Raw genomic sequence first — 22,083 nt, 5'->3', positions numbered from 1 at the left:
CATGGGCGACCTGCAATCCCCCGCGGCGCTCGCCACCACGCTTCGTCACCTCGAGGCGCTGGTGTCGTTCGACACCCGCAACCCGCCGCGTGAGATCACCACCGGCGGGATCTTCGATTACCTGCGCGCGCAGCTGTCAGGTTTCGATGTGCGCGTCACCGACCACGGTGCCGGTGCGGTGTCGATGCTCGCCATGCGCGGCACGCCGCGACGCGTCTTCAACGTGCACCTCGACACGGTACCGTCGTCCGAGGCGTGGTCGGCCGATCCGCTCAAGCTGCGGGTCGAGGACGGCCGTGCGATCGGCCTGGGCGCCTGCGACATCAAGGGCGCGGCGGCCGGCCTGTTGACCGCCGCGTCGATGACGGACGGCGATGCGGCGTTCCTGTTCAGCACGGACGAGGAGGCCAACGATGCCCGCTGCATTGCGGCCTTCCTCGCAAGCGACCATGGGTTCAAGGAAGCGATCATCGCCGAGCCGACGCGTTGCGAGGCGGTGCTCGCGCATCGCGGCATCAGCTCGGTGCTGATGAAGTTCCGCGGTATCGCAGGGCATGCCTCGGGTGCGAACGCGATGCAGGCGAGCGCGCTGCATCAGGCGATCCGCTGGGGCGGTCGCGCCCTCGACCATGTCGAGGCCCAGGCACACCAGCGTTTCGGTGGCCTCACGGGCCTGCGCTACAACATCGGCCGTGTCGAAGGGGGCATCAAGGCCAACATGATCGCCCCGAGCGCCGAGGTGCGTTTCGGCTTCCGTCCGTTGCCCTCGATGTCGATCGATGGCCTGCATGCTGACTTCCGTGGCTTTGCCGACGCGGACGCGCTCGACAGCTACGAGGAGACCTTCCGCGGGCCGTCGCTGCCGGGCGGTGACGTCGCCGATGCCGAGCGCAAGCGCCTGGATGCGCGCGACCTCGCCGACGAACTCGGCCTGCCGATCGGCAACGCGGTGGACTTCTGGACCGAGGCGTCGCTGTTCTCGGCCGCCGGACTGACCGCGTTCGTCTATGGTCCCGGCGACATTGCCCAGGCCCATACCGCGGACGAGTGGGTCGAACTGGACCAGCTTGAACGCTACACCGACTCCATCATCCGCATCCTTGGACAGGGCACGCCGGCGTGAACATCGCCATTGACGACATCCGCGAAGACAGCCGCGACATCCAGACCCGGCAGACCATCGTGCGCCTGCTGTCCAGCATGGCCAGCGCGAAAGAAATCAGCCAGTACCTCAAGCGTTTCTCGCAGCTCGACGCCAAGCGCTTCGCCGTGGTCAAGGTGGGCGGCGCCGTGCTGCGCGACGACCTCGACGCGCTCACCTCGTCGCTGGCGTTCCTGCAGGATGTCGGCCTGACGCCGATCGTGCTGCACGGTGCCGGCCCGCAGCTCGACGCGGAACTGTCCGCTGCCGGTATCGAAAAGACCACGGTCAACGGTCTGCGCGTCACCTCGCCCGAGGCGCTGGCCATCGTGCGACGCGTGTTCCATTCGCAGAACCTGAAGCTGGTCGAGGCGCTGCAGGCCTTCGATGCGCGCGCGACGTCGATCGTGTCCGGGGTGTTCGAGGCCGACTACATCGACCGCGACACGTACGGGCTGGTGGGCGAGGTCAAGCGCGTCGACCTGGCACCGATCGAAGCCAGCCTGAAGGCCGGCTCGATCCCGGTGATTGCCAGCCTGGGCGAGACCGTGGGGGGGCAGATCCTCAACGTCAATGCGGATTTCGCCGCCAACGAACTCGTGCAGGTGCTGCAGCCCTACAAGATCGTGTTCCTCACCGGCACCGGCGGGTTGCTAGGCGCCAACGGGAAGGTGATCGATTCAATCAACCTGACCACCGAGTACGAGCACCTGGTCGCGCAGCCCTGGGTCAATGGCGGCATGAAGGTCAAGATCGAGCAGATCAAGGCCCTGCTCGACACGCTGCCGCCGACGTCCTCGGTGTCGATCACCCAGCCGTCCGAGCTCGCCAAGGAGCTGTTCACCCACAAGGGCTCGGGCACCCTGGTCCGCCGTGGCGAGCGCGTGCTTGAAGTGTCGGACTGGAACGAGCTGGATCTCGAACGCCTGCGTTCGCTGATCGAGTCGGCCTTCGGCCGCGAGCTGGTACCGGATTACTTCGAGCGTACCCGCCTGCACCGTGCGTACGTCAGTGAGAACTACCGTGCGGCCGTCATACTGACGGCGGAGGACGCGGGGACCTATCTCGACAAGTTCGCCGTGCTGGACGATGCGCAGGGCGAGGGCCTCGGACGCGCGGTCTGGCAGGTGATGCGCGAGCAGAATCCGAGCCTGTTCTGGCGCTCGCGCAACGGCAACGCGGTCAATCCGTTCTATTTCTCTGAATCCGATGGTTGCCTGCGCCAGGACGCGTGGCGGGTGTTCTGGTATGGCATGCAGGGGTTCGATGCGATCGCGAAATGCGTCGGCCACTGCGCCACCCGGCCGGTGACGCTCTCCAACCCGGTGCAACGCGGCGTCGCGTAGTCCGCACGGCGCGGGCCGTCACCCGTACGCAACCGGACCCGCGGCATCATCAACCTGGACAGGACGGGGTGCCCCGGCGCCCCTGCAAGGGCCGGCCCACGATACGGGCCAGAGGAATCTTCCGTAATGAGCATCTCCGTAGGAATCGTCGGTGCACGTGGCTACGTGGGCGCCGAGCTGATTCGCCTGGTCGCGGGTCACCCCGTCTTCGAGCTTGACTACGTGTCGTCGCGCGAGCTGGACGGCCAGCGCGTGGCGGAGCATATCGACGTCTATCGCGGCGAACTTCGCTACAGCGCCCCCGCTCACGAAGACCTGCCGGCACTGGGCGCGGACGCGGTCGTGCTGGCCCTGCCCAACGGCAAGGCGCGGGTATGCGTGGATGCGTTCGACGCGGCCGTCTCGGTGGGGAAAGGCGTCGATCCGGTCATCGTCGATCTGTCCGCGGACTATCGTTTCGACGCGGGATGGTATTATGGGCTTCCGGAACTGACGCGCGACCGCTTTGCGGGCCAGCGCAGGATCAGCAATCCGGGCTGCTATGCCACGGCGATGCAACTGTCCGTGGCGCCGATGCTCGACCTGCTGGCCGGGCCGGTGCAGTGCTTCGGTGTCTCCGGTTACTCGGGTGCAGGCACCACGCCGTCGGACAAGAACGATCCCGACGCATTGCGCGACAACCTGATGCCCTATGCGCTGGCCGGGCACATCCACGAACGCGAGGTTTCCACCCAGTTGGGTCATCCGATCCACTTCATGCCGCATGTCGCCCCGCATTTCCGGGGGTTGACCATCACCGCCAACATGCCGCTGTCGCGGTCGGTGGCGCGTGGCGACGTGGTGGAACGTTATCGCGCGCGTTACGTCGACGAGCCGCTGGTCCGCGTCCTGGACGAGGCCCCGTGGGTGTCGAGGATCGCCGGTCGTCACCACGTGGAGATCGGCGGCTTCACGATGTCCGGCGACGGCCGTCGCCTCGTCACCGTGGCGACCGAGGACAATCTCCTCAAGGGCGCGGCGACCCAGGCACTGCAGAACCTCAACCTGGCCTTCGGGCTGGACGAATGGACGGGGATTCCCGTCATGGAGAACGGCTGAATGAGTCCACTGCTGTGGCAGAAGCCGGGTGTCGAGATCGACACCCGCATACAGGATTTCCTCGCCGGCGAGGATGTCGTCCTCGACCGCGAGTTCTTCCTGCACGACATCGAAGCCAGTCGCGCGCATGCCGAAGGCCTGCAGCGCATCGGCATCCTGGGCGATCGTGAGCTCGCCGACATCGTGGCGGAGCTGGACGGGCTCGCCGGGGCCTTCCAGTCCGGGACCTTCGTGCTGGACGCCCGCCACGAAGACGGCCACTCCGCCATCGAGGCGCACCTGGTGGAGCGCCTGGGCGATACCGGCAAGAAGATCCATACCGGCCGTAGCCGGAACGACCAGGTGCTGGTCGCGACCCGTTTGTGGCTGAAACGGCAGCTGATGGACCTCGCCGCGGTGTCGCGCGAGTGCGCCGCGGTCGCGCTGGCGCGCGCGGAAGCAGAGCAGGCCGTCCCGTTGCCGGGGTATACCCACCTGCAGCGGGCCGTGGTCTCGTCGTTGGGCATGTGGTGGTCGGCCTGGGCGGAAGCCTTCATCGACGATGCGCAGCGCGCCCTGCAGACCGCTGGCTGGATCGATGCCAATCCGCTGGGAAGTGCCGCGGGTTATGGTGTCAACCTGCCGCTGGACCGGGATCACACCACCACGGCACTCGGTTTCGGGCGGATGCAGGTGTCCGCCACGTATGCGCAACTGTCGCGCGGCAAGTTCGAGATGGCGGCCATCGAGGCCCTGTGCTCGGCGCTGCTGGATCTTCGCCGGATCGCCTGGGACCTGAGCCTCTTCACCAGCGGCGAGTACGGCTTCGTCAGGCTGCCAGCCCAGTACACGACCGGCAGCTCGATCATGCCTAACAAGCGAAATCCCGATGTCATCGAACTGATGCGCGCCACCTACGCGTCGGCTGCCGCCGCGCGCGTCGAGATCGAACAGGTGCTGTCGTTGCCGTCCGGCTATCACCGCGACCTTCAGTTCTCCAAGGGCGGCCTCGTGCATGCCTTCAAGCGCGGAATGGGCGCGCTCGAACTGCTTCCCGACCTGTTGCGCCACCTGGAGTGGCGCGAGGACGCCATGCGCGCCGCGCTGGAGCCTTCCATGTACGCCACCGACCTTGCGGTCGACATGGCGCGCGAGGGCCTGCCGTTCCGCGAGGCCTACCGGCTGGCCGCGGATCCGGCACGCTGGGCCGAAGGGGATCCTGCCGGCAGCCTGGCGGCGCGCGTATCGCCCGGTGCCGCCGGTGACCTTCGCCTGGATGTCCTGGCCGCGCGTCTGGAGGGCCTGCAATGAGCGATGTCCGCGAGGTCTTCAAGGCACAGGCGCTGCCCAGCTGGAAGCGTGCGGTGTTGAAGGTCGGCAGCAGCCTGCTCGCCGGTTCGGACAAACTGCCGAGCGAGGACGGCCTCGACCCGCGGTATGCGGCCGTGCTGGCCCGCTTCATCATCGAATCCCGCGCCCAGGGCCGCGAAATCGTGCTGGTCTCGTCGGGCGCCGTCGCCGCTGGCCGGCGCCGCATCGAATCCACCAACAGCGGTCCGATCCAGCGGCAGGCGCTGGCCGCGCTCGGGCAAGCGACCCTGGTGACGTTCTGGCAGCGCCTGACCGGCATACCCGCTGCGCAGGTCCTGCTCAGCCACGACGACATGCTGAACCGTCGACGCTACCTGAATGCCCGGAACACGCTGCGCGAGTTGCTGCGGGTTGGTGCGCTGCCCATCGTCAACGAGAACGACACCGTCGCGATCGACAAGCTGCGGCTCGGCGACAACGACAACATCGGGGCGGCGGTGGCGTCGCTGGTCGACGCGGACATGCTGATGATCGCCACCGACATCGGCGGGTTGTACACCGCGCACCCCAAGTACGAACCGGCAGCGCAGCCGATCCTGAAGCTCGATCGGATCACCGACGAAGTGCTGGCGGCGGCGTCGGGCGATCCCGGTGAACTGGGTACCGGCGGCATGCTGACCAAGCTGGAGGCCGCATCGAAGGCGTCGAGGGCCGGCATCCCGACGGTGCTGTTCTGCGGCCGCGACGCCGACGTGATCCGGGCCCTGACCGACGGGCGCCTGCACGGCACCCTGGTCACGCCCGAGTCGGACCCGCTCACCGCACGCAAACAATGGCTCCGCCATGCGCCCTCCTGCGGGAGCCTGGTGGTGGACAGCGGTGCCTCGAATGCGGTCCAGCGACGGGGGGCCTCGTTGCTACCCGGCGGCGTGGTGAGGGTGGACGGCGAGTTCAGGCGTGGCGACGTGGTCGAGGTGGTGGGGGAGTCCCGGCACGGGCCCGCGCTCGCACGTGGGCTTGCGCAGTACGGCTCGGCCGACATGCGGCGCATCGTGCGCCGGCACAGCAATGAAATCGAATCGGTGCTGGGCTTCAGCTTCGGTGAATCGGTGATTCACCGCGACGACCTGGTGCTGCTCAATCCCGAGGAGAACGCATGACCGGATACGTCCGACAACTCGCCGAAGCGGCCCGCGAGGCCCAGGCATCCATCGCCGCCCTGGAGGGCGACCAGCGTCGCCGGCTGATCGACCGCATGGCGGCCCTGATCGACGCCCGCACGGACGAGATACTGACCGCGAACGAAGAGGACATGGCCCGGGCCGCGGCGAATGGCACGACCGGCGCGATGCTCGATCGCCTCAGGCTTGACCCGGCGCGCGTGTCCGCGATCGCGGATGCCCTGCGCGAAGTCGCCGCCCAGGCCGATCCAGTCGGTGAAGTCACGCGCAGCCAGACACATCCGAACGGGCTCGTCATCGAACGCCAACGATTGCCGCTGGGGCTGGTGGCGATGATCTACGAAGCACGTCCCAACGTGACCGCCGACGCGGCTGCGCTGTGCCTCAAGGCCGGGAACGCGGTCTTGCTGCGCGGGGGCTCCGAGGCCCGCAGCAGCAATGCGGCGATCGCCGCGTGCCTGCACGCTGCGCTGCGCGAAGAGGGCCTGCCCGAGGCCGCGGTGTCGCTGATCACCGATACGGCCCGCGAGCATGTCCTGGAGCTGATCCAGCTTGCCGAGCTGGTCGACCTGGCCATCCCGCGCGGTGGCGAGGGCCTGATCCGGTTCGTGGCCGAGAACGCGCGCGTGCCGGTCATCAAGCATTACAAGGGCGTCTGCCACCTGTACGTCGACAAGGCCGCGGATCCGGACAAGGCGGTCCAATTGGCGGTGGACGGAAAGACCAGCCGTCCTGGCGTTTGCAATGCGCTCGAGGGCATCCTGGTCCATGCGGCCCTGGTCGGTACGGTGCTGCCGCGGATCGTCCGCGCGTTGCAGGACCGGGGCGTCGAAGTCCGTGGCTGCGCGCGCGTGCAGGCGTCCTCCGAGGGCGTCAAGCCGGCCTCCGAGGACGACCATGCGGCGGAGTTCCTCGACCTGGTGGTCTCGATGCGCGTCGTCGACGACATCGAAGAAGCCCTGGTCCACATCGGCCGGCATGGCTCGGACCACACCGAGGTGATCGTGACGGAGGACCCCGCGGCCGCCGAGGCCTTCGTGCGGGGCACCCGCAGCTCCGCGGTGATGGTGAACGCGTCGTCGCGCTTCAATGATGGCGGCCAGTTGGGCCTGGGCGCCGAGATTGGCATCTCCACCACCCGCCTGCATGCCTATGGGCCCATGGGGGTGGAGTCGTTGACCATCGAGCGCTTCGTGGTCCGCGGCGATGGCCAGGTCCGGCACCCCGAATCACGCGCCACCTGATACCGGCTGCATCGCCCGGCCACAGGGGTCGGGCGATGCGGTGCTTCCCGGGCGGAATGCGCGGTTCCACATCGAACAGGGGCGAACGAAAAAGCCGGCTCGAGGCCGGCTTCTTCGTGGATCCATTTGGTCGGGGAGACAGGATTTGAACCTGCGACTTCTACGTCCCGAACGTAGCGCTCTACCAGGCTGAGCTACACCCCGACGGGAGCGCGACATTGTATCGATGAGCCGGGTGGCAGGCAAGCGGCCCGGCTGAACTTTTTCTGGCGGGGTAGGGCGCGTGCCCGCCAACCGTTAAACTGTGCGGCCACGTCATTCGGCCCGTCCCGGGCCCGCATCCGACAGGAGTCCGGCCTTGGCCCACGCCCCGATCAAGCCTCGCACCCCGCCCGGTGTGATGGAGCTGCTGCCGCCCGAGCAGATCGCCTTCCAGCGCCTGCTGGACCTGATCCGACGCAACTTCGAGCGCTTCGGTTTCCTGCCGGTCGAGACGCCGGTGATGGAGCTGTCGGAGGTGCTGTTGACCAAGTCGGGCGGCGAGACGGAACGGCAGGTCTATTTCGTCCAGTCCACCGGGGCCCTGGAGAAAGACAATGCAGGCCGCCCCGAGCAGGCCCTGCGTTTCGACCTCACGGTGCCGCTGGCCCGCTACGTGGCGGAGCACGAGCACGCGCTCGCGTTCCCTTTCCGCCGCTACCAGATGCAGCGCGTATACCGCGGCGAGCGTGCCCAGCGTGGCCGCTTCCGCGAGTTCTACCAGTGCGACATCGACGTGATCGGCAAGGACGCGCTGAGCGTGCGCTTCGATGCCGAGATGCCGGCGGTGATCCACGCGGTGTTCTCGGAGATGGCGATCGGCAAGTTCACCATCCAGATGAACAACCGCAAGCTGATGCGCGGTTTCTTCGAGTCGCTCGGCATCGCGGACGGCGAACGCCAGGCGCTGGTGCTGCGCGAGGTGGACAAGCTCGACAAGCGGGGCGAGGCGCACGTCCGCGAGACCCTGGTGGGCGAGGGCTTCGGCATCGACGCAGGCGTCGTCGGGCAGATCCTCGAGTTCGTGAAGGTGCGTTCGTCGTCGCATGCGGATGCGATGGCCCGGCTCGAGGCCCTGGGTGGCGGCAATGCCGCGCTCGAGGCGGGCGTCGCCGAGCTGCGCGAGGTGCTGGGACTGGTGCGTGCGCTGGGCGTCCCGGAAGACCACTACGCGCTCAACTTCTCGATCGCGCGCGGCCTCGATTACTACACCGGCACGGTCTACGAGACCACGCTGGATGCGCACCCCGGGATCGGTTCAATCTGCTCGGGCGGTCGCTACGAAGACCTGGCCAGCCACTACACGAAGTCGAAGCTCCCGGGGGTCGGCATCTCCATCGGCCTGACCCGCCTGTTCTGGCAGTTGCGCGAGGCGGGCGTCATCGACATCGCCGAGAGCACGGTGCAGGCACTGGTGGCCCTGATGGACGCCGATGAACTGGCCGACGGCCTGGACATCGCGCGCCGCCTGCGTGCCGCTGGCATCAATGCGGAAGTGCAGATGGAGCCGCGCAAGCTCGCCAAGCAGTTCCAGTATGCGTCGCGTGCGGGAATCCGGTTCGTCGTGCTGGCCGGTGAGGACGAGCGTGCACGCGGCGTGGTCGCGGTCAAGGACCTGAAACGGGAGCTGCAGTTCGAGGTCGCGCGGGACGAGTTGGCGAGCACGTTGCAGGTCGAACTCGAACAGGCGCGCGCCCTGGCAGGACGCTGACCCGGACCTTGGGCGGCGTCGCCATGCGATCGCGCCCGCAACCGCTGGAAATGACCATGAAACCGATCCGACTCGATGGCCGTTCGCTGACCCGCGCGCAACTCGTGGACGTGGCCTATGGGGCCCATGTCGAACTTGATGAAACCCGCTTGCCGGCGGTGGCGCGTGCCGCCGACTTCCTGGCCGAACAGGTACGTCGCGAGGAGCCGATCTATGGCGTGTCGACGGGTTTCGGCAGCAACGCCGACCGGTTGCTGGGCGCGCATCGCCTTCGCGAACAGTTGCCCGGCGAGCCGAAGTCCGGCGAAACCCTGCACGAGGAACTGCAGCGCAACCTGATCATCACCCATGCGGTCTGCGTGGGCGAACCGTTCGCGCCCGAGGTCGTGCGCGCCATGTTGTGCATCCGCATCAACACGCTGCTGCGGGGCCATTCCGGCATTCGCGTGGCGGTGTTGCAGGCGCTCACCGCGATGCTCAACGCAGGAGTGGTGCCGGTGGTGCCCCAGCTGGGATCGGTGGGTGCGTCCGGCGATCTCGCGCCGCTGTCGCACCTCGCGATCGTCCTGCTCGGGGGCGGAGAGGCCTGGTACGAAGGGCAGCGCTTGCCCGGCGCACAGGCGCTGGAGAATGCAGGGCTAGAGCCGGTTCGGCTGTCCTACAAGGAAGGCCTCGCGCTGAACAACGGCACGGCGCAGATGCTTGCATGCGGCGTGCTGGCGCTGCACCGGCTGGAGGAAATGCTCGATACCGCCGACCTCGCCGCCGCGATGACCCTCGACGCGTTCGCGGGCCGGCTGGGGGCCTTCGCCGAGGAGGTGCATGCCCTGCGCCCGCATCCGGGACAGGTGCACGTGGCGGCCCACCTGCGCCGCCTGCTCGAGGGTTCGACGCTCTCGGACATTCCCTATCACCTGGTGCCGCGCTTCCGGCCCTGGCAGCCCGGCAGTTGGGACACGCCGGAATCGCAGGCCCTTCGCTTCGACATCGGCTGGGACTGGGTGCCGCTGGAGCAGCGCCACGGTCGCGAGAAGTTCTACCAGCGCTTCCGCCCCTTCCGGGGGGGCAAGAAACACCAGCCGCAGGACAGCTACTCGCTGCGGTGCATCCCGCAGGTGCATGGGGCCGTGCGCGATGCCGCGGCGCAGGCGGCGCGCGTGCTGGAGGTCGAGCTGAACGCGCTCACCGACAACCCGATTGTGTTCCCCGACGCGGACAAGCCGCATGTCGAGGAACAGGTCATTTCGGCCGGGCATTTCCATGGCATGCCCCTCGCGCTGGCGATGAGCTACGTCAAGGCTTCCATCCCCGTGCTGGCCAGCATCTCCGAGCGCCGGCTGAACAAGCTGGTCGATCCCGCGACCAATGACGGCCTGCCGGCGTTCCTGATCGGCAACGAGGACTCGACCGAGTCCGGCCACATGATCGTGCAGTACACCGCCGCGGCGATCGTCAACGACCTCTCGAGCCGCGCGATGCCGGCCTCCGTCTACTCGATCCCCACCAGCGCGAACGCCGAGGACCACGTATCGATGGGCGCCAACGAAGCGCGGCATGTGCTCGGCATGGTGGCGGACCTGGGGAAGGTGTTGGGGCTTGAGCTGTATACCGCGGCGCAGGCGCTGGACCTGCGCAGGGACATGATCAACGCCGCGCGCGATCTCGCGCGCCGGAATGGGCCGGAGGCACTGGCAGCCAAGGTCCTGGGTGCGCCTGGAGAACGGGCGGCTGCGCATGCGGCGTTCATGGCCGAAACCGAGGGGTTGCGCGCGGAACTGGCCGGTGCCGATGAGTTCCGGCCGGGGGTCGCGGTGGCCGCGGCCCATGCGGCGATCCGCGAGGCGATTCCATTCCTCGAACGGGACCGTGCGATGGACGGTGAGGTGGCGCTGGCGGTCCATCTGGTCGAAGAGGGCACGGTGCTGTCGGCCGCACGCGCTGCGTTGGCCTGAGGGCCCTCAGGACGTTGCGGGTGCCCCGGGCGTCCGCACGCAGTCGCGGCCGTCGGACTTGGCCCGGTACAGGGCCTGGTCGGCGCGTTCCAGCGCCTGGTTGAGGCCTTCGTCGTCTTCGCAGGCGACCTCGTGCACGCCGATGCTGGTGGTCATCCGCACGCCGCCTTCGGTGGCATCGCAGCGGGTCGCCGAAAGTGCGGTACGGACGTGTTCGGCCGTGCGGACCGCGGCATCCAGGTCCTGGCCCGGCAGCGCGACCACGAACTCTTCCCCACCGAAACGCGCGACCAGCGCGCCATGCGGCCGCAGCGTCCCCCCGATCACCCGCGCCGCCCACCTCAGGCAGGCGTCCCCCACCAGGTGGCCGTGCCTGTCGTTGATCGCCTTGAAGTAGTCGATGTCGATCATCAGCAACGAAAGGGCGCCCCGGGTGTCCCGGGCCTTTTCCAGCAGCGCGGGCAGCCGTTCATGGAAGTAGCGACGGGTATGCAGCCCCGTCAACGCATCCCGCTGGCTTGATTCGCGCAGGCGTGCATGTGCGTCGCCCAGTTGCGTCAGCGCCTCCTGCAGCTCGCTGGTGCGTTGCGTCACCTCGTGCATCAGCTGTTGCTTGCCGTCGCGGATGATCCGTTCGTTCTCGTTGCGCAGCGAGGCGTAGCGGTAACCCAGCGCGACCGACAGCAGGAGCATTTCCAGTGCGGAGCCGATCTGCACACCGTATTCGGTCACGAAGGTCTTGGGCAGCAGCGCGAACGCCACCGCGGCGAACATCGCGGTGCCCAGCAGGAACGCGGCCCAGGCCAGCAGGAAAATCTTCGCAGGCAGGTAGCCACGCCGCAGGATCACGATCGCCTGGGTGACCACCCATCCGATGCTGATGAACACGGCCGCCGAGGCGGTGGGTACCGAGATCCGATAGGGGAGGAAGGCCGAAGCCACGCCCAGCAGTGCGAACGCGGCGATCATCGCAATGCCGATCAGGTCGCCGATGCGCCAGCGGCTGGAGAGGTCCAGGAACTTGCGGGCGAACTGCTGGACGCCCATCTGCGACAGGCAGATGGAAATGGGCACCGACTTGTCGGCAAGCCAGGCGGACTCCGGCCACAGGTATTCGAAACCCAGCCCATTGAGGGTGAACAGCACCAGTCCGAACGCGGTGAGATGCACCACGTACCAGAAATAACTGGAGTCGCGCGTGGTCAGCCACAGGACGAGGTTGTAGAAGAACAACGAGACCAGGATCCCGTAGTAGAGCCCAATCGCGAACTGTGCATCGCGCGAGCGCTCGCTGAACGCCGTCGGCGTGTACAGGACCAGCGGGACCTGCATCGAGCTTTCGCTCTTGACCCGGAAGAACAGATCGACCGGCGTGTCGCGCGGGAGATCGAGCCAGAAATTCGGATGCCGGTAGCGGATGCTGCGCGATCCGAAGCTGCGGTGGTCGCCTCCTTCGGCATGGACGGTCCGCCCGTCCGGATAGCGGACGTAGAGCTCGATCTCGTCGCTCAGGGCGTACTGCTGGACCAGGAGCCAGCGTGGTTCGCCCGCGGCGGCATTGGTGATGTGCGCATGGAACCAGAAGGCCCCCGGCTGGAAACCGAACGAGCTGGTGGCCGGTGGGAGAGGGGTGAAGGCGCCCTCGCGTTGCAGGCGGCGCGCCTGGTCGAAAGCGAGGGTGCCCGTCTCGTCGTGGAGGTAATCAAGATGGCCAGCGAGCGGATAGGTGGTGCGGCTGCCGTCCAGCACCGCCCTGGGCGGGGCCGTGTCAATGGCGACCGCAGGGCCGGGCAGGCTGGCGAGCAGCCAAGCGATGAACGCCAGCAGCGGAATGGCGCGACGGCCGCGTGTGCCCATGCCCTGATCCCTGGAAGTACGGAGTTCCCCCGGGCGCATGTACGGCGCCGCGTCCAGTTTACTCCAGCGTCGCGGCGATCCGATGCGCCCTGGCGCGGTGCGAGATGTCGGTGGGCCGGTAACGGTTGACGCCCGGCCGGCTTCGCGATCTAATGTATTAGCGCATTAATACATTAATGGTCCGACATGAAAAAACGGCATGGCGACGACGAAGACGGTCCAGCGCTTGGCGGGCTGGCGACGGTTATCGGGCGGCTGCAGGGCCCGGCGGACATACAGGCGTTCCTGGAAGACCTGTGTACGCCGGCGGAGCTGGAAGCCATGGTCGACCGCTGGCGCGTGGTGCCCCTGATCGCCGCGGGCGTGCCGTACCGGGAGATCCACGATCGCACCGCCGTCAGCGTGACCACCATCGGCCGGGTCGCGCGGACCCTGGAGCGGGGGGCGGGCGGTTATCACGCGGCGCTGGAATGCAGCCGCGACCGTGTTCCAGAGGACAGCGTGACATGAGCAAGCAGAACATCGGAGGCGGCCGGGACCGTCTGCGCATCGCGATCCAGAAGTCGGGGCGTTTGGCCGAGCCGGCGCGTGCCCTGCTGACCGCGTGCGGCCTGAGCTGGCGGGAGAGCCGGGATCGGCTGTTCTGCTACGGCGAAAGCCTCCCCATCGACCTGCTGCTGGTACGCGACGACGACATCCCCGGCCTGATCCGCGATGGCGTCTGCGACCTTGGCGTAGTGGGGCGCAACGTACTGGTCGAGCAGGACATCGCGCTCACCCGGACGGGCGCCGGGCCGGCGTTCGCCGAGCTGCGTGCCCTTGGCTTCGGGGCCTGCCGGCTGGATATCGCGGTGCCGGACACCTGGGACTGGCAAGGTCCCCCGCAGCTGGCGGGACTGCGCATCGCGACCAGCTATCCCGCGATCCTGCAGCGCTGGCTCGACGATCAGGGCATCGAAGCGGGCGTGGTGGAGCTGTCCGGTTCGGTGGAGATCGCGCCGAAGCTGGGACAGGCGGAGGTGATCTGCGACCTCGTCTCGAGTGGCGCGACCCTTGCGGCGAACCAGCTCAGGCCTGCCACCACGCTGCTCCAGAGCGAAGCGGTGCTGGCCGGGCCCGCGCATGCCTTCGATGATGCCCGTGGCGCGCTCGCGGAACTGCTTCTACGGCGCCTCGATGGCGTGCTGCGGATGCGCAACAGCAAGTTGCTGATGTTCCAGGCGGCACGCGACGACGTGCCGGCGTTGCTTCCCCTGCTGCCCGATGCGGAGTCGCCCACGGTGATGCGCCTGGACGGCGACGACGGACTCGCCTTGCAGGCGCTGTGCCACGGAGCGGTCACCTGGCAACGGCTCGAGGAACTCAAGCGCGCCGGCGCGCGGGGGCTGATGGTGGTACCCGTGGAGGGGATGCTGGCATGAGGCGTGTCGACTGGTCGGTGCTTGACGCGGCCGCACGCGAACAGGTGCTCGCACGGCCGGATGCCCTTGAAGCGCCGGGGCGTGCCGACGACGTGGCCAGGATCCTGGCCGACGTGGCGCTGCGCGGCGACGCCGCCCTGCGCGACTACACCCGCCGCTTCGACGGGGTGGACCTGGCGAGCTTCGAAGTGGATTCCGCGGCGTTCGATGCCGCCGAAGCGGCGCTGTCGCCCGTGCTCAAACAGGCGATCGACGATGCGGCCGATCGAATCGAGCGCTTCCATCAGGCGGGCATGGCCACGCCCTACGCCGTGGAAACGGCGGCCGGCGTACTCTGCGAGCGCGTGATCCGGCCGATCGATGTCGTCGGCCTGTACGTGCCCGCCGGGACCGCGCCGCTGCCGTCCACGGCCCTGATGCTGGGGGTCCCCGCACGGCTGGCCGGCTGCCCGACCGTGGTGTTGTGCACGCCCCCCCGTCCCGATGGCGCGGCGGACCCCGCCGTGCTGTATGCCGCGCGCCGTTGCGGGATATCCCGGGTGTTCACCCTCGGGGGCGTGCAGGCGATCGGGGCGATGGCGCGGGGGACCGGGTCGGTTCCGGCGTGCGACAAGCTGTTCGGGCCGGGCAACGGGTGGGTGACGGAGGCGAAACGGCAGGTGGCGGCCGGCCCGCGAGCCGTCGGGATCGACCTGCCCGCCGGTCCCTCGGAGGTGCTGGTGATCGCCGATGCCGGTGCCCGTCCCGCCTTCGTGGCCGCCGACCTGTTGTCACAGGCCGAGCATGGCCCCGACTCCCAGGTACTGTTGCTCAGTGACCACGCGCCGCTGCTCGACGCGGTCGCAGCAGAAGTCGAACGGCAGCTGGAATGCCTGCCGCGTGCCGACGTGGCCCGCCAGGCACTCGCGTCTTCGTCCCTGGTCAGGGTGGAGACACTCGATGACGCATTCGCCATCAGCAATCGTTATGCGCCCGAGCACCTGATCCTGGCATTGCGGGATGCCCGTGGCCGGCTGCAGGACGTGAGCGCGGCCGGCTCCGTATTCCTGGGCGACTGGGCGCCGGAGGCACTGGGCGACTATTGCAGCGGGACCAACCACGTGTTGCCGACCGCGGGGGCGGCGCGCGCCTACAGTGGCGTCAATGTCGCCAGCTTCCAGAAGACCATCACCGTGCAGGAAGTCAGCCGTAGCGGCCTGGCCGGCATCGGGCCCTGCGCGGCGGAGATCGCCGCGGCGGAGGGGCTCGATGCGCACCGGCGTGCGGTCACCTTGAGGCTGGAGGCGGCCGCATGAGCGTGCGCGACCTCGTACGCCCCGACCTGCGCGACTTCGCCGGCTACCAGTCCGCTCGCAAGGCGCGCGTCACCGGCGACGTCTGGCTCAATGCGAACGAGTCGGCATGGGAGAGCGACGGGGATGGCGCAGCGCGGCTGAACCGCTACCCGCAACCCCAGCCCGACACGCTGCGCGCAGGGTTGGCCAGACTGTACGGCGCCCGGCCGGAACAGCTGCTGGTGACCCGCGGCAGCGACGAGGCCATCGACCTGCTGGTCCGGGCCTTGTGCCCGCCGGGACAGGGGGCGATCGTCGTGACGCCGCCCACGTTCGGCATGTACGCCGTGTGTGCCCGCCTGCATGGCGTGCAGCTGGTCGAGGCGCCCCTGCAGGCGCGGGACGAGCGCTTCCACTGCGATGTCGAGCAGGTCGAAGAGGCCGTCAGACGCTCCGACGCCCGGCTGGTGTTCCTGTGCTCGCCCGGCAATCCGACCGGGCAGGCATTGCCGATCGAGGACGTGCGGCGACTTGCCGCGGCCGTGGCGTCGCGGGCCGTGGTCGTGGTCGACGAGGCCTACCAGGAGTTTGCCAGCGGCCCGTCGGCCGTGGCCTTGCTCGCGGAGTCCCGGAACGTGGCCGTGCTGCGCACGCTCTCCAAGGCGCATGCATTGGCGGCTGCGCGCATCGGGACGGTGATGGCCGATCCGGCGCTGGTGGAGGTGCTGCAACGTTGCCAGGCGCCGTATCCGCTGGCGGCGCCAGCCACGGACGCCGCGCTGGCGGCCCTGGCGCCTGGGGTGCTGGAGAAGACGAACGCGCGGGTGCTCGAGGTGCGCGGTGCGCGCGACGCCATGGCCAACGCGTTGTCGCGGCTGCCGGGCGTGCGCCAGGTGCATCCGTCGGACGCCAACTTCCTGCTCGTGCGCTTCGCCGATGCCGAGGCAGCCTGGCGCGTGCTGATCGAGGCGGGGGTGGTGGTGCGCGACATGCGTAGCGTCGCGGGGCTGGAGGACGCCCTGCGCATCACCGTGGGGACGGCCCGGGAGAACCGGCGGGTGATGGACGCACTGGTCGCGCCCTGCAATGGCATGCGGGCGGTGCGCGCATGAGCGCCCTGCAGCCCGTCCTGTTCGTGGATCGCGACGGTACGCTGATAGAAGAGCCCGCGGACCACCAGATCGACCGGTTCGAGAAGCTGCGTTTCGTGGAAGGCGTCATCCCGGCCATGTTGCGCCTGCGCGACGCCGGCTACCGTTTCGTCATGGTCACCAACCAGGACGGACTGGGCACCCCGTCGTTTCCGCAGGCCGATTTCGATGGCCCCCATGCCCTGATGATGCAGGTACTGGAAAGCCAGGGCATCCACTTCCATGACGTACTGATCGACACGAGCTTCCCGGACGACAGGGCGGATACGCGCAAACCGGGGATAGGACTCGCCATGGGATACCTCAAGGACCGGGGCATCGACTGGAGCCGTTCGGCCATGGTGGGGGATCGCGAGACCGACAACGGCTTCGCCCATAACCTGGGCATCCGGGCCTTCCAGCTGAGGACCGCGGAATTCGGGGGCGAGTGGGACTGGCCGGGCATCGCGCATGCGCTGGTGGACCGGCCGCGGACCGCCGTGGTCGAGCGCAATACGCGGGAGACCCGCATCCGCGTCAGCATCGATCTCGACCAGGTGGCCGAGCCCCGCGCCGCGACGGGCCTGGGTTTCTTCGACCACATGCTCGAGCAGATCGGAAAACACGGTGGATTCGCATTGGAGGTCACGTGCGACGGCGATCTGCACGTCGATGAGCACCACACCGTGGAAGATTGCGCGCTGGCGCTTGGCCAGGCGCTGCGGGAGGCACTCGGCGACAAGCGGGGTATCGGCCGCTACGGGTTCACCGTCCCGATGGACGAGGCGCTCGCGAGTGCCGCGCTGGACTTCTCCGGACGGCCGTACCTCGTGTTCGAGGGACGTTTCGACAGCGAACGCGTGGGAGGGCTCGCGACCCAGATGGTGCCGCACTTCTTCCGCTCGCTGTGCGAGACGGCGGGCATGAACCTCAACCTGTCGGTGCGGGGGGACAACGACCACCACAAGGTGGAGGCGTGCTTCAAGGTCCTCGCGCGTGCGCTCCGGCAAGCCGTCCGCCGGGAAGGCAACGAACTGCCCAGCACCAAGGGGACGCTTTGATGCGGGTAGCGGTGATCGACTCGGGAGGCGCCAACATCGGCTCGGTGATCTATGCCCTGGAGCGGCTGGGTATCGACGCGGCTTTGACGGCGGACGCCAGCGAGATCCGGCAGGCCGAGCGCGTCATCCTGCCTGGCGTGGGGGCGGCCGCGACCGCCATGGCGCGGTTGCAGGAGCATGGGCTGGTGGAGGTGATCCGCTCGCTGCAGCAGCCGATGCTGGGCATCTGCCTGGGCATGCAGCTGTTGTTCGATCACTCCGACGAGGGCGACGTGGCCTGTCTCGGGCTGCTGCCCGGCAGGGTCCGGAAACTGCAGGGCGGCCCGGGAATCCGGGTGCCCCACATGGGGTGGAACGCGCTTCGCAAACAGCAGGAGTCGCCCTTGCTGGCGGGTGTGGCGGAGGGGGCGTATGCCTACTTCGTGCACAGCTTCGCCGCGCCGGTCACTGTGGACGCACTGGCGACCAGCGAACATGGCGAGCGTTTCGCCGCGGTGGTGGGACGCGGCCGTTGCTTCGGAGCGCAGTTCCATCCGGAGCGTTCGGCGTCGGTTGGGGCGCGGATCCTGCGCAACTTCATCGGAATGGAACTCGCATGACGGCTTACCGGCTGTATCCCGCGATCGATGTGCGCGGAGGGCGCGTGGTGCGCCTGCACCAGGGCGACTACGAACGCGAAACCCGCTATCCGATCGATCCACTGGAAGCCGCGCGGCGCTACGCCGATGCCGGAGCCGAGTGGTTGCACCTCGTCGACCTGGATGCCGCGCGCAACGGCGGCTATACGTTGGGTGCGCTGCTCGAATCGATCAAGGGCTGCACGCACCTGAAGGTGCAGACCGGCGGGGGCGTTCGTGCGATGGACGACGTCGACCGCATCCTCGCCTGCGGTGCCGACCGGGTGGTCGTCGGCTCGCTGGCGGTGAAGTCGCCCGATGCGGTGGCGGCCTGGCTCGCCCGTCGCGGCGCGTCGTCCCTCACCGTGGCCCTGGATACCCGGCAGGATGCGGAAGGATGCTGGCGCCTGCCGGTCGCGGGATGGACCGAGGACGCCGGATACGACCTGGACGCCTTGCTGCAGCACTACATGGAGGCGGGCGCCCGGCACCTGCTGTGCACCGATATCGCACGCGACGGCACCCTGCGCGGCCCCAATCTCGCCCTGTACCGGCACGTGCTCGCCGTGGCGCCGTCACTGCGCCTGCAGGCGTCCGGGGGAATCCGCGGGATCGAGGACATCCATGCCGCGCACGACGTCGGCTGCGCGGGCGCGGTGCTGGGCAAGGCCCTGCTCGAAGGCCGCTTCGACCTTGTCGAAGCCCTCGGGGCGTACGCGCCATGCTGACCCGGCGGATCATTCCCTGCCTCGACGTGCGCGAGGGCCGCGTGGTCAAGGGCGTGCGTTTCCGCGACCATGTCGACATGGGGGACATCGCTACCCTGGCAATGCGGTACCGCGACGAGGGGGCCGACGAACTCGTCTTCTACGACATCACCGCCAGCCCCCAGGGGCGTCGCGTCGAACGCGACTGGGTGGAGCGGGTCGCCCGGATCATCGACATTCCGTTCTGCGTGGCGGGCGGCATCCGAAGCGTTGCGGACGCGCGCGACGTGTTGCATGCCGGGGCCGACAAGGTCTCGGTCAATACGCCCGCGCTGGAGCGGCCGGCCCTCGTCGGTGAACTGGCGGACGCATTCGGCGTGCAGTGCGTGGTGGTGGGCATCGACAGCCTGCGCGACGAGGACGGCGAATGGCGGGTGCGCCAGTACACGGGCGATCCTTCGCGCACCCGTGCGCTGTCCCGGCGTACGCTGGACTGGGTGTGCGAAGCGCAGCGGCTCGGCGCGGGCGAGATCGTGCTCAACTGCATGGGCAGCGACGGTGTGCGCGGTGGCTACGACATCGAACAGCTGCGCCAGGTGCGCGATCTTTGCGACGTACCCTTGGTGGCATCCGGAGGCGCCGGGGAGGCGATGCATTTCGCGCAGGTGTTCAGGCAGGCGGACGTCGACGGCGCGCTCGCGGCGAGCGTGTTCCATTCCGGGGCCGTGCCGATTCCTGCGTTGAAGAAGCAACTGCGGCAAGAAGATATCGAGGTGAGAGATGCAGGATGAATTCCAGGCGATGGACTGGGATAAACAGGGGGGGCTGTTGCCGGTCATCGTCCAGGACGTCGCCACCCTGCGGGTATTGATGCTGGGCTACATGAACCGGGACGCGCTGCAGGCGACGCTGGCCTCGCGGCGCGTGACGTTCTTCAGCCGAAGCCGGCAGCGCTTGTGGATGAAAGGCGAGCAGTCCGGGCACGTCCTCGACCTGGTGTCGCTGGAGGCCGACTGCGACAGCGACACGTTGTTGGCGATGGTGAGGCCGCAGGGACCGACCTGCCACCGGGGTACCGCGAGTTGCTTCCCCGCGGCCCCGTCGGACTTCCTGGCGGAGCTCGACGCGCTGGTGGACACGCGGCGGCAGGAGCGTCCCGAAGACAGCTACACCACTAGGCTGTTCGACGCGGGTACGCGTGCGATCGCGCAGAAGGTCGGCGAGGAAGGCGTCGAGACCGCTCTGGCCGCGGTCGTGCAGAGCGACAGCGCGCTGTGCAATGAATCGGCGGACCTTCTTTACCACCTGCTCGTGCTGTTGCGGTCAAGGGAGCGCTCAATCGCGGATGTGCTGGACGTGCTGAAGCAGCGCCATCGGCTCTCATGAGGCGGACGCCCGCGGCATAATCAGGGGCCGCGACCCACCGGAATTGCCATGCCCCGCCTGTTGCCTTGTCTGGCTGGACTCCTCACATGCCTGGCCGCGGGCACCGCTGGCGCCGCGACGCCGCCCTGCGAACCCGGCGCTGTGTTCTCGGACCTCGATGGCGACGGACGGCGCAGTCCCAACGAGCCCGGCGTGGACGGCGTCGCCGTGTCCGATGGGCGCACGCTGGTCCGGACCGACGCCTCCGGCCGGTACCGGCTTCCGGTGGGCGAGGGGGGCATGGTTTTCGTCGTCAAGCCGCCCGCGTTCGACCTGCCGCGCCGTGAAGACGGACTGCCGGCGCACTGGCAGGACGTCCGCGGCAGCGCCTGTCCCGCGTTCGGGTTGCAGCCTGCTGCAGGCGTTGCCCGGCCCGCGCTCGAGGTCCTGGTGTTCGGGGATCCCCAGCCGAAGTCCGCCGTCGACGTCGACTACTATCGGCGCGACATCGTCGACCCGCTGCGAGCGTCGGGCGAAGCCGCGGGTGCCGGGCTGGGGCTGACCCTGGGCGACGTGGTGCACGACGACCTTTCGCTGTACCCGGCCATGAATGCCGTCACGGCGAGTCTGGGCCTGCCGTGGCTGCACGCGCCCGGCAACCACGACCTCGATTTCGATTCGTCCCACGACATCGGCTCGCTTGCGACGTTCCAAGGCCAGTACGGGCCGGACACCCTTGCCTGGGAGGAGCCGGAGGCTTCATTCGTCGTCCTCGACAACGTGGTGTACCAGCCGGACCAACGACCGGCCTATGTCGGCGGTATCCGGGAAGACCAGTTCGCGTTCCTCGAGGCCTACCTGGCGACGGCCCGCCGGGACCGGCTGCTGGTCCTCGCCGCGCACATCCCGTTCTTCGATGTGGCGCCCGGGCAGGAGACGTTCCGGCACGGGGATCGCGCACGGCTGTTCGGGATGCTCCGCCCGTTCCCGAAGGTCCTGCTGCTGACCGCGCATGGGCACATCCAGCGTCACGTCTGGCACGACGGTGAAAGTGGCTGGCAAGGCGCGGAGCCCCTGCACGAGTACAACGTGGGGGCCGCCTGCGGGGCCTTCTGGTCCGGTGTCAAGGATGCCGACGGCATTCCCGATGCGACCATGGCCGACGGCACCCCCAATGGCCATGCCCGGCTCCAGGTCTTCGGCGACGGTCGTTACGCATTGTCGTGGCAACCCTCGCGCCAGCAGGACACGTCGGCGTCCACCGCGGCCATGCGCCTGCATGGCCCGAGGGTGCTGCGAAGGGGCTCATGGCCGGGCACCGGGCTCTTCGCCAATGTCTACATGGGCGATGCCGCGACGCGCGTCGAATACCGCATCGACGGAGGCGAATGGGAGGCCATGCGACGGGTGGAGGTGGCGGACCCGTGGCTGGTGGCGCAGAACGCAGGGGACGATGCGAGCGACCGGCTGCGGGGCTACGACCGCGCGCCGGAGGCGAAGCCGTCCACCCACCTGTGGCGCATCAACCTGCCGACGGACCTGGCGGTGGGCGTGCACCGCGTTGAGGTCCGCGCATTCGACCGGTGGCATGGCGCACAGCACGCGTCCACCACCTATCGGCTGGACGAGGCCTCGCCCTGAGCTGCGGC

19 protein-coding genes and 1 tRNA gene are annotated in these 22,083 nt (G+C 68.5%); 18 read left to right on the top strand and 2 right to left on the bottom strand.

Going from position 1 to position 22,083, the window contains the following annotated elements; all coding sequences use genetic code 11:
- The first annotated feature begins 1 nt into the window (after position 1).
- The 6 genes from H4F99_RS10650 (at position 2) to H4F99_RS10625 (ending at position 7,300) form a co-directional block, all read left to right on the top strand.
- On the top strand, positions 2 to 1,123 hold the full coding sequence (locus H4F99_RS10650; RefSeq protein ID WP_182669736.1) for an acetylornithine deacetylase: 1,122 nt from the start codon (positions 2 to 4) through the stop codon (positions 1,121 to 1,123).
- Positions 1,124 to 1,140: 17 nt separating this feature from the next.
- Positions 1,141 to 2,487 (top strand): acetylglutamate kinase, encoded by a 1,347-nt coding sequence (locus H4F99_RS10645; protein ID WP_343064203.1) that lies wholly within the window; start codon positions 1,141 to 1,143, stop codon positions 2,485 to 2,487.
- A 126-nt stretch (positions 2,488 to 2,613) separates the two neighbouring features.
- Positions 2,614 to 3,585: an N-acetyl-gamma-glutamyl-phosphate reductase gene (gene argC / locus H4F99_RS10640; protein ID WP_182669735.1), complete on the top strand. Its 972-nt coding sequence runs from the start codon at positions 2,614 to 2,616 to the stop codon at positions 3,583 to 3,585.
- The gene (argH, locus tag H4F99_RS10635) at positions 3,586 to 4,875 is read left to right on the top strand and encodes an argininosuccinate lyase (RefSeq protein WP_182669734.1); all 1,290 of its coding nucleotides are present in this window, start codon (positions 3,586 to 3,588) and stop codon (positions 4,873 to 4,875) included. It begins immediately after the preceding gene.
- Positions 4,872 to 6,035 carry a glutamate 5-kinase gene (gene proB, locus H4F99_RS10630; protein ID WP_182669733.1) on the top strand — a complete coding sequence of 388 codons (1,164 nt, stop codon included), beginning with the start codon at positions 4,872 to 4,874 and terminating at the stop codon, positions 6,033 to 6,035. The genes argH and proB overlap by 4 nt, the downstream gene beginning before the upstream one ends.
- On the top strand, positions 6,032 to 7,300 hold the full coding sequence (locus H4F99_RS10625; protein WP_182669732.1) for a glutamate-5-semialdehyde dehydrogenase: 1,269 nt from the start codon (positions 6,032 to 6,034) through the stop codon (positions 7,298 to 7,300). Before proB ends, H4F99_RS10625 begins: the two co-directional genes overlap by 4 nt.
- Positions 7,301 to 7,427: 127 nt before the next feature.
- On the opposite strand, the gene H4F99_RS10620 is transcribed toward H4F99_RS10625, so the two are convergent.
- Positions 7,428 to 7,504 (bottom strand) — tRNA-Pro (locus H4F99_RS10620).
- A 154-nt stretch (positions 7,505 to 7,658) separates the two neighbouring features.
- Between H4F99_RS10620 and hisS the strand changes: the two genes are divergently transcribed.
- Both hisS and H4F99_RS10610 read left to right on the top strand, forming a co-directional pair.
- Positions 7,659 to 9,050, top strand: coding sequence for a histidine--tRNA ligase (hisS, locus tag H4F99_RS10615; RefSeq protein ID WP_281369248.1), 1,392 nt, complete (start codon positions 7,659 to 7,661; stop codon positions 9,048 to 9,050).
- 56 nt (positions 9,051 to 9,106) lie between these two features.
- Positions 9,107 to 11,002, top strand: coding sequence for an HAL/PAL/TAL family ammonia-lyase (locus H4F99_RS10610; protein ID WP_182669730.1), 1,896 nt, complete (start codon positions 9,107 to 9,109; stop codon positions 11,000 to 11,002).
- A 6-nt stretch (positions 11,003 to 11,008) separates the two neighbouring features.
- Here the strand turns inward: H4F99_RS10610 and H4F99_RS10605 are convergent, their stop codons facing one another.
- On the bottom strand, positions 11,009 to 12,859 hold the full coding sequence (locus tag H4F99_RS10605) for a sensor domain-containing diguanylate cyclase (RefSeq protein ID WP_182669729.1): 1,851 nt from the start codon (positions 12,857 to 12,859) through the stop codon (positions 11,009 to 11,011).
- Positions 12,860 to 13,045: 186 nt separating this feature from the next.
- Here H4F99_RS10605 and H4F99_RS10600 point away from each other — a divergent pair, with 186 nt between their 5' ends.
- Genes H4F99_RS10600 through H4F99_RS10555 form a run of 10 tightly spaced genes read left to right on the top strand, consistent with a single transcriptional unit; the run spans position 13,046 to position 22,075 of the window.
- A complete protein-coding gene (locus H4F99_RS10600) occupies positions 13,046 to 13,369 on the top strand; it encodes a YerC/YecD family TrpR-related protein (protein ID WP_182669728.1) in 324 nt (107 codons plus the stop codon).
- Positions 13,366 to 14,280, top strand: coding sequence for an ATP phosphoribosyltransferase (hisG, locus tag H4F99_RS10595; RefSeq protein ID WP_182669727.1), 915 nt, complete (start codon positions 13,366 to 13,368; stop codon positions 14,278 to 14,280). The genes H4F99_RS10600 and hisG overlap by 4 nt, the downstream gene beginning before the upstream one ends.
- Positions 14,277 to 15,575: a histidinol dehydrogenase gene (gene hisD / locus H4F99_RS10590; RefSeq protein ID WP_182669726.1), complete on the top strand. Its 1,299-nt coding sequence runs from the start codon at positions 14,277 to 14,279 to the stop codon at positions 15,573 to 15,575. Before hisG ends, hisD begins: the two co-directional genes overlap by 4 nt.
- Entirely contained in the window at positions 15,572 to 16,666 is a 1,095-nt protein-coding gene (hisC, locus tag H4F99_RS10585) for a histidinol-phosphate transaminase (protein WP_182669725.1), read from the top strand. Before hisD ends, hisC begins: the two co-directional genes overlap by 4 nt.
- Positions 16,667 to 16,671: 5 nt before the next feature.
- A complete protein-coding gene (gene hisB / locus H4F99_RS10580; protein WP_182669875.1) occupies positions 16,672 to 17,745 on the top strand; it encodes a bifunctional histidinol-phosphatase/imidazoleglycerol-phosphate dehydratase HisB in 1,074 nt (357 codons plus the stop codon).
- Positions 17,745 to 18,344, top strand: a complete 600-nt coding sequence (gene hisH, locus H4F99_RS10575) for an imidazole glycerol phosphate synthase subunit HisH (protein WP_425488017.1) — start codon at positions 17,745 to 17,747, stop codon at positions 18,342 to 18,344. The genes hisB and hisH overlap by 1 nt, the downstream gene beginning before the upstream one ends.
- Positions 18,341 to 19,090: a 1-(5-phosphoribosyl)-5-[(5-phosphoribosylamino)methylideneamino]imidazole-4-carboxamide isomerase gene (gene hisA / locus H4F99_RS10570; protein ID WP_182669723.1), complete on the top strand. Its 750-nt coding sequence runs from the start codon at positions 18,341 to 18,343 to the stop codon at positions 19,088 to 19,090. Before hisH ends, hisA begins: the two co-directional genes overlap by 4 nt.
- On the top strand, positions 19,084 to 19,860 hold the full coding sequence (gene hisF, locus H4F99_RS10565; RefSeq protein ID WP_182669722.1) for an imidazole glycerol phosphate synthase subunit HisF: 777 nt from the start codon (positions 19,084 to 19,086) through the stop codon (positions 19,858 to 19,860). Before hisA ends, hisF begins: the two co-directional genes overlap by 7 nt.
- Positions 19,850 to 20,455, top strand: coding sequence for a bifunctional phosphoribosyl-AMP cyclohydrolase/phosphoribosyl-ATP diphosphatase HisIE (gene hisIE, locus H4F99_RS10560; protein ID WP_182669721.1), 606 nt, complete (start codon positions 19,850 to 19,852; stop codon positions 20,453 to 20,455). Before hisF ends, hisIE begins: the two co-directional genes overlap by 11 nt.
- A 48-nt stretch (positions 20,456 to 20,503) precedes the next feature.
- Positions 20,504 to 22,075, top strand: a complete 1,572-nt coding sequence (locus H4F99_RS10555; protein WP_182669720.1) for a calcineurin-like phosphoesterase C-terminal domain-containing protein — start codon at positions 20,504 to 20,506, stop codon at positions 22,073 to 22,075.
- Positions 22,076 to 22,083 lie beyond the last annotated feature (8 nt).

The organism is Marilutibacter penaei, from assembly GCF_014145395.1.
In the GTDB taxonomy this organism is placed as follows: domain Bacteria; phylum Pseudomonadota; class Gammaproteobacteria; order Xanthomonadales; family Xanthomonadaceae; genus Marilutibacter; species Marilutibacter penaei.
The sequence above is the reverse complement of the archived record's forward strand: the minus strand, read 5'-3'. Positions and strand labels throughout refer to the sequence as shown.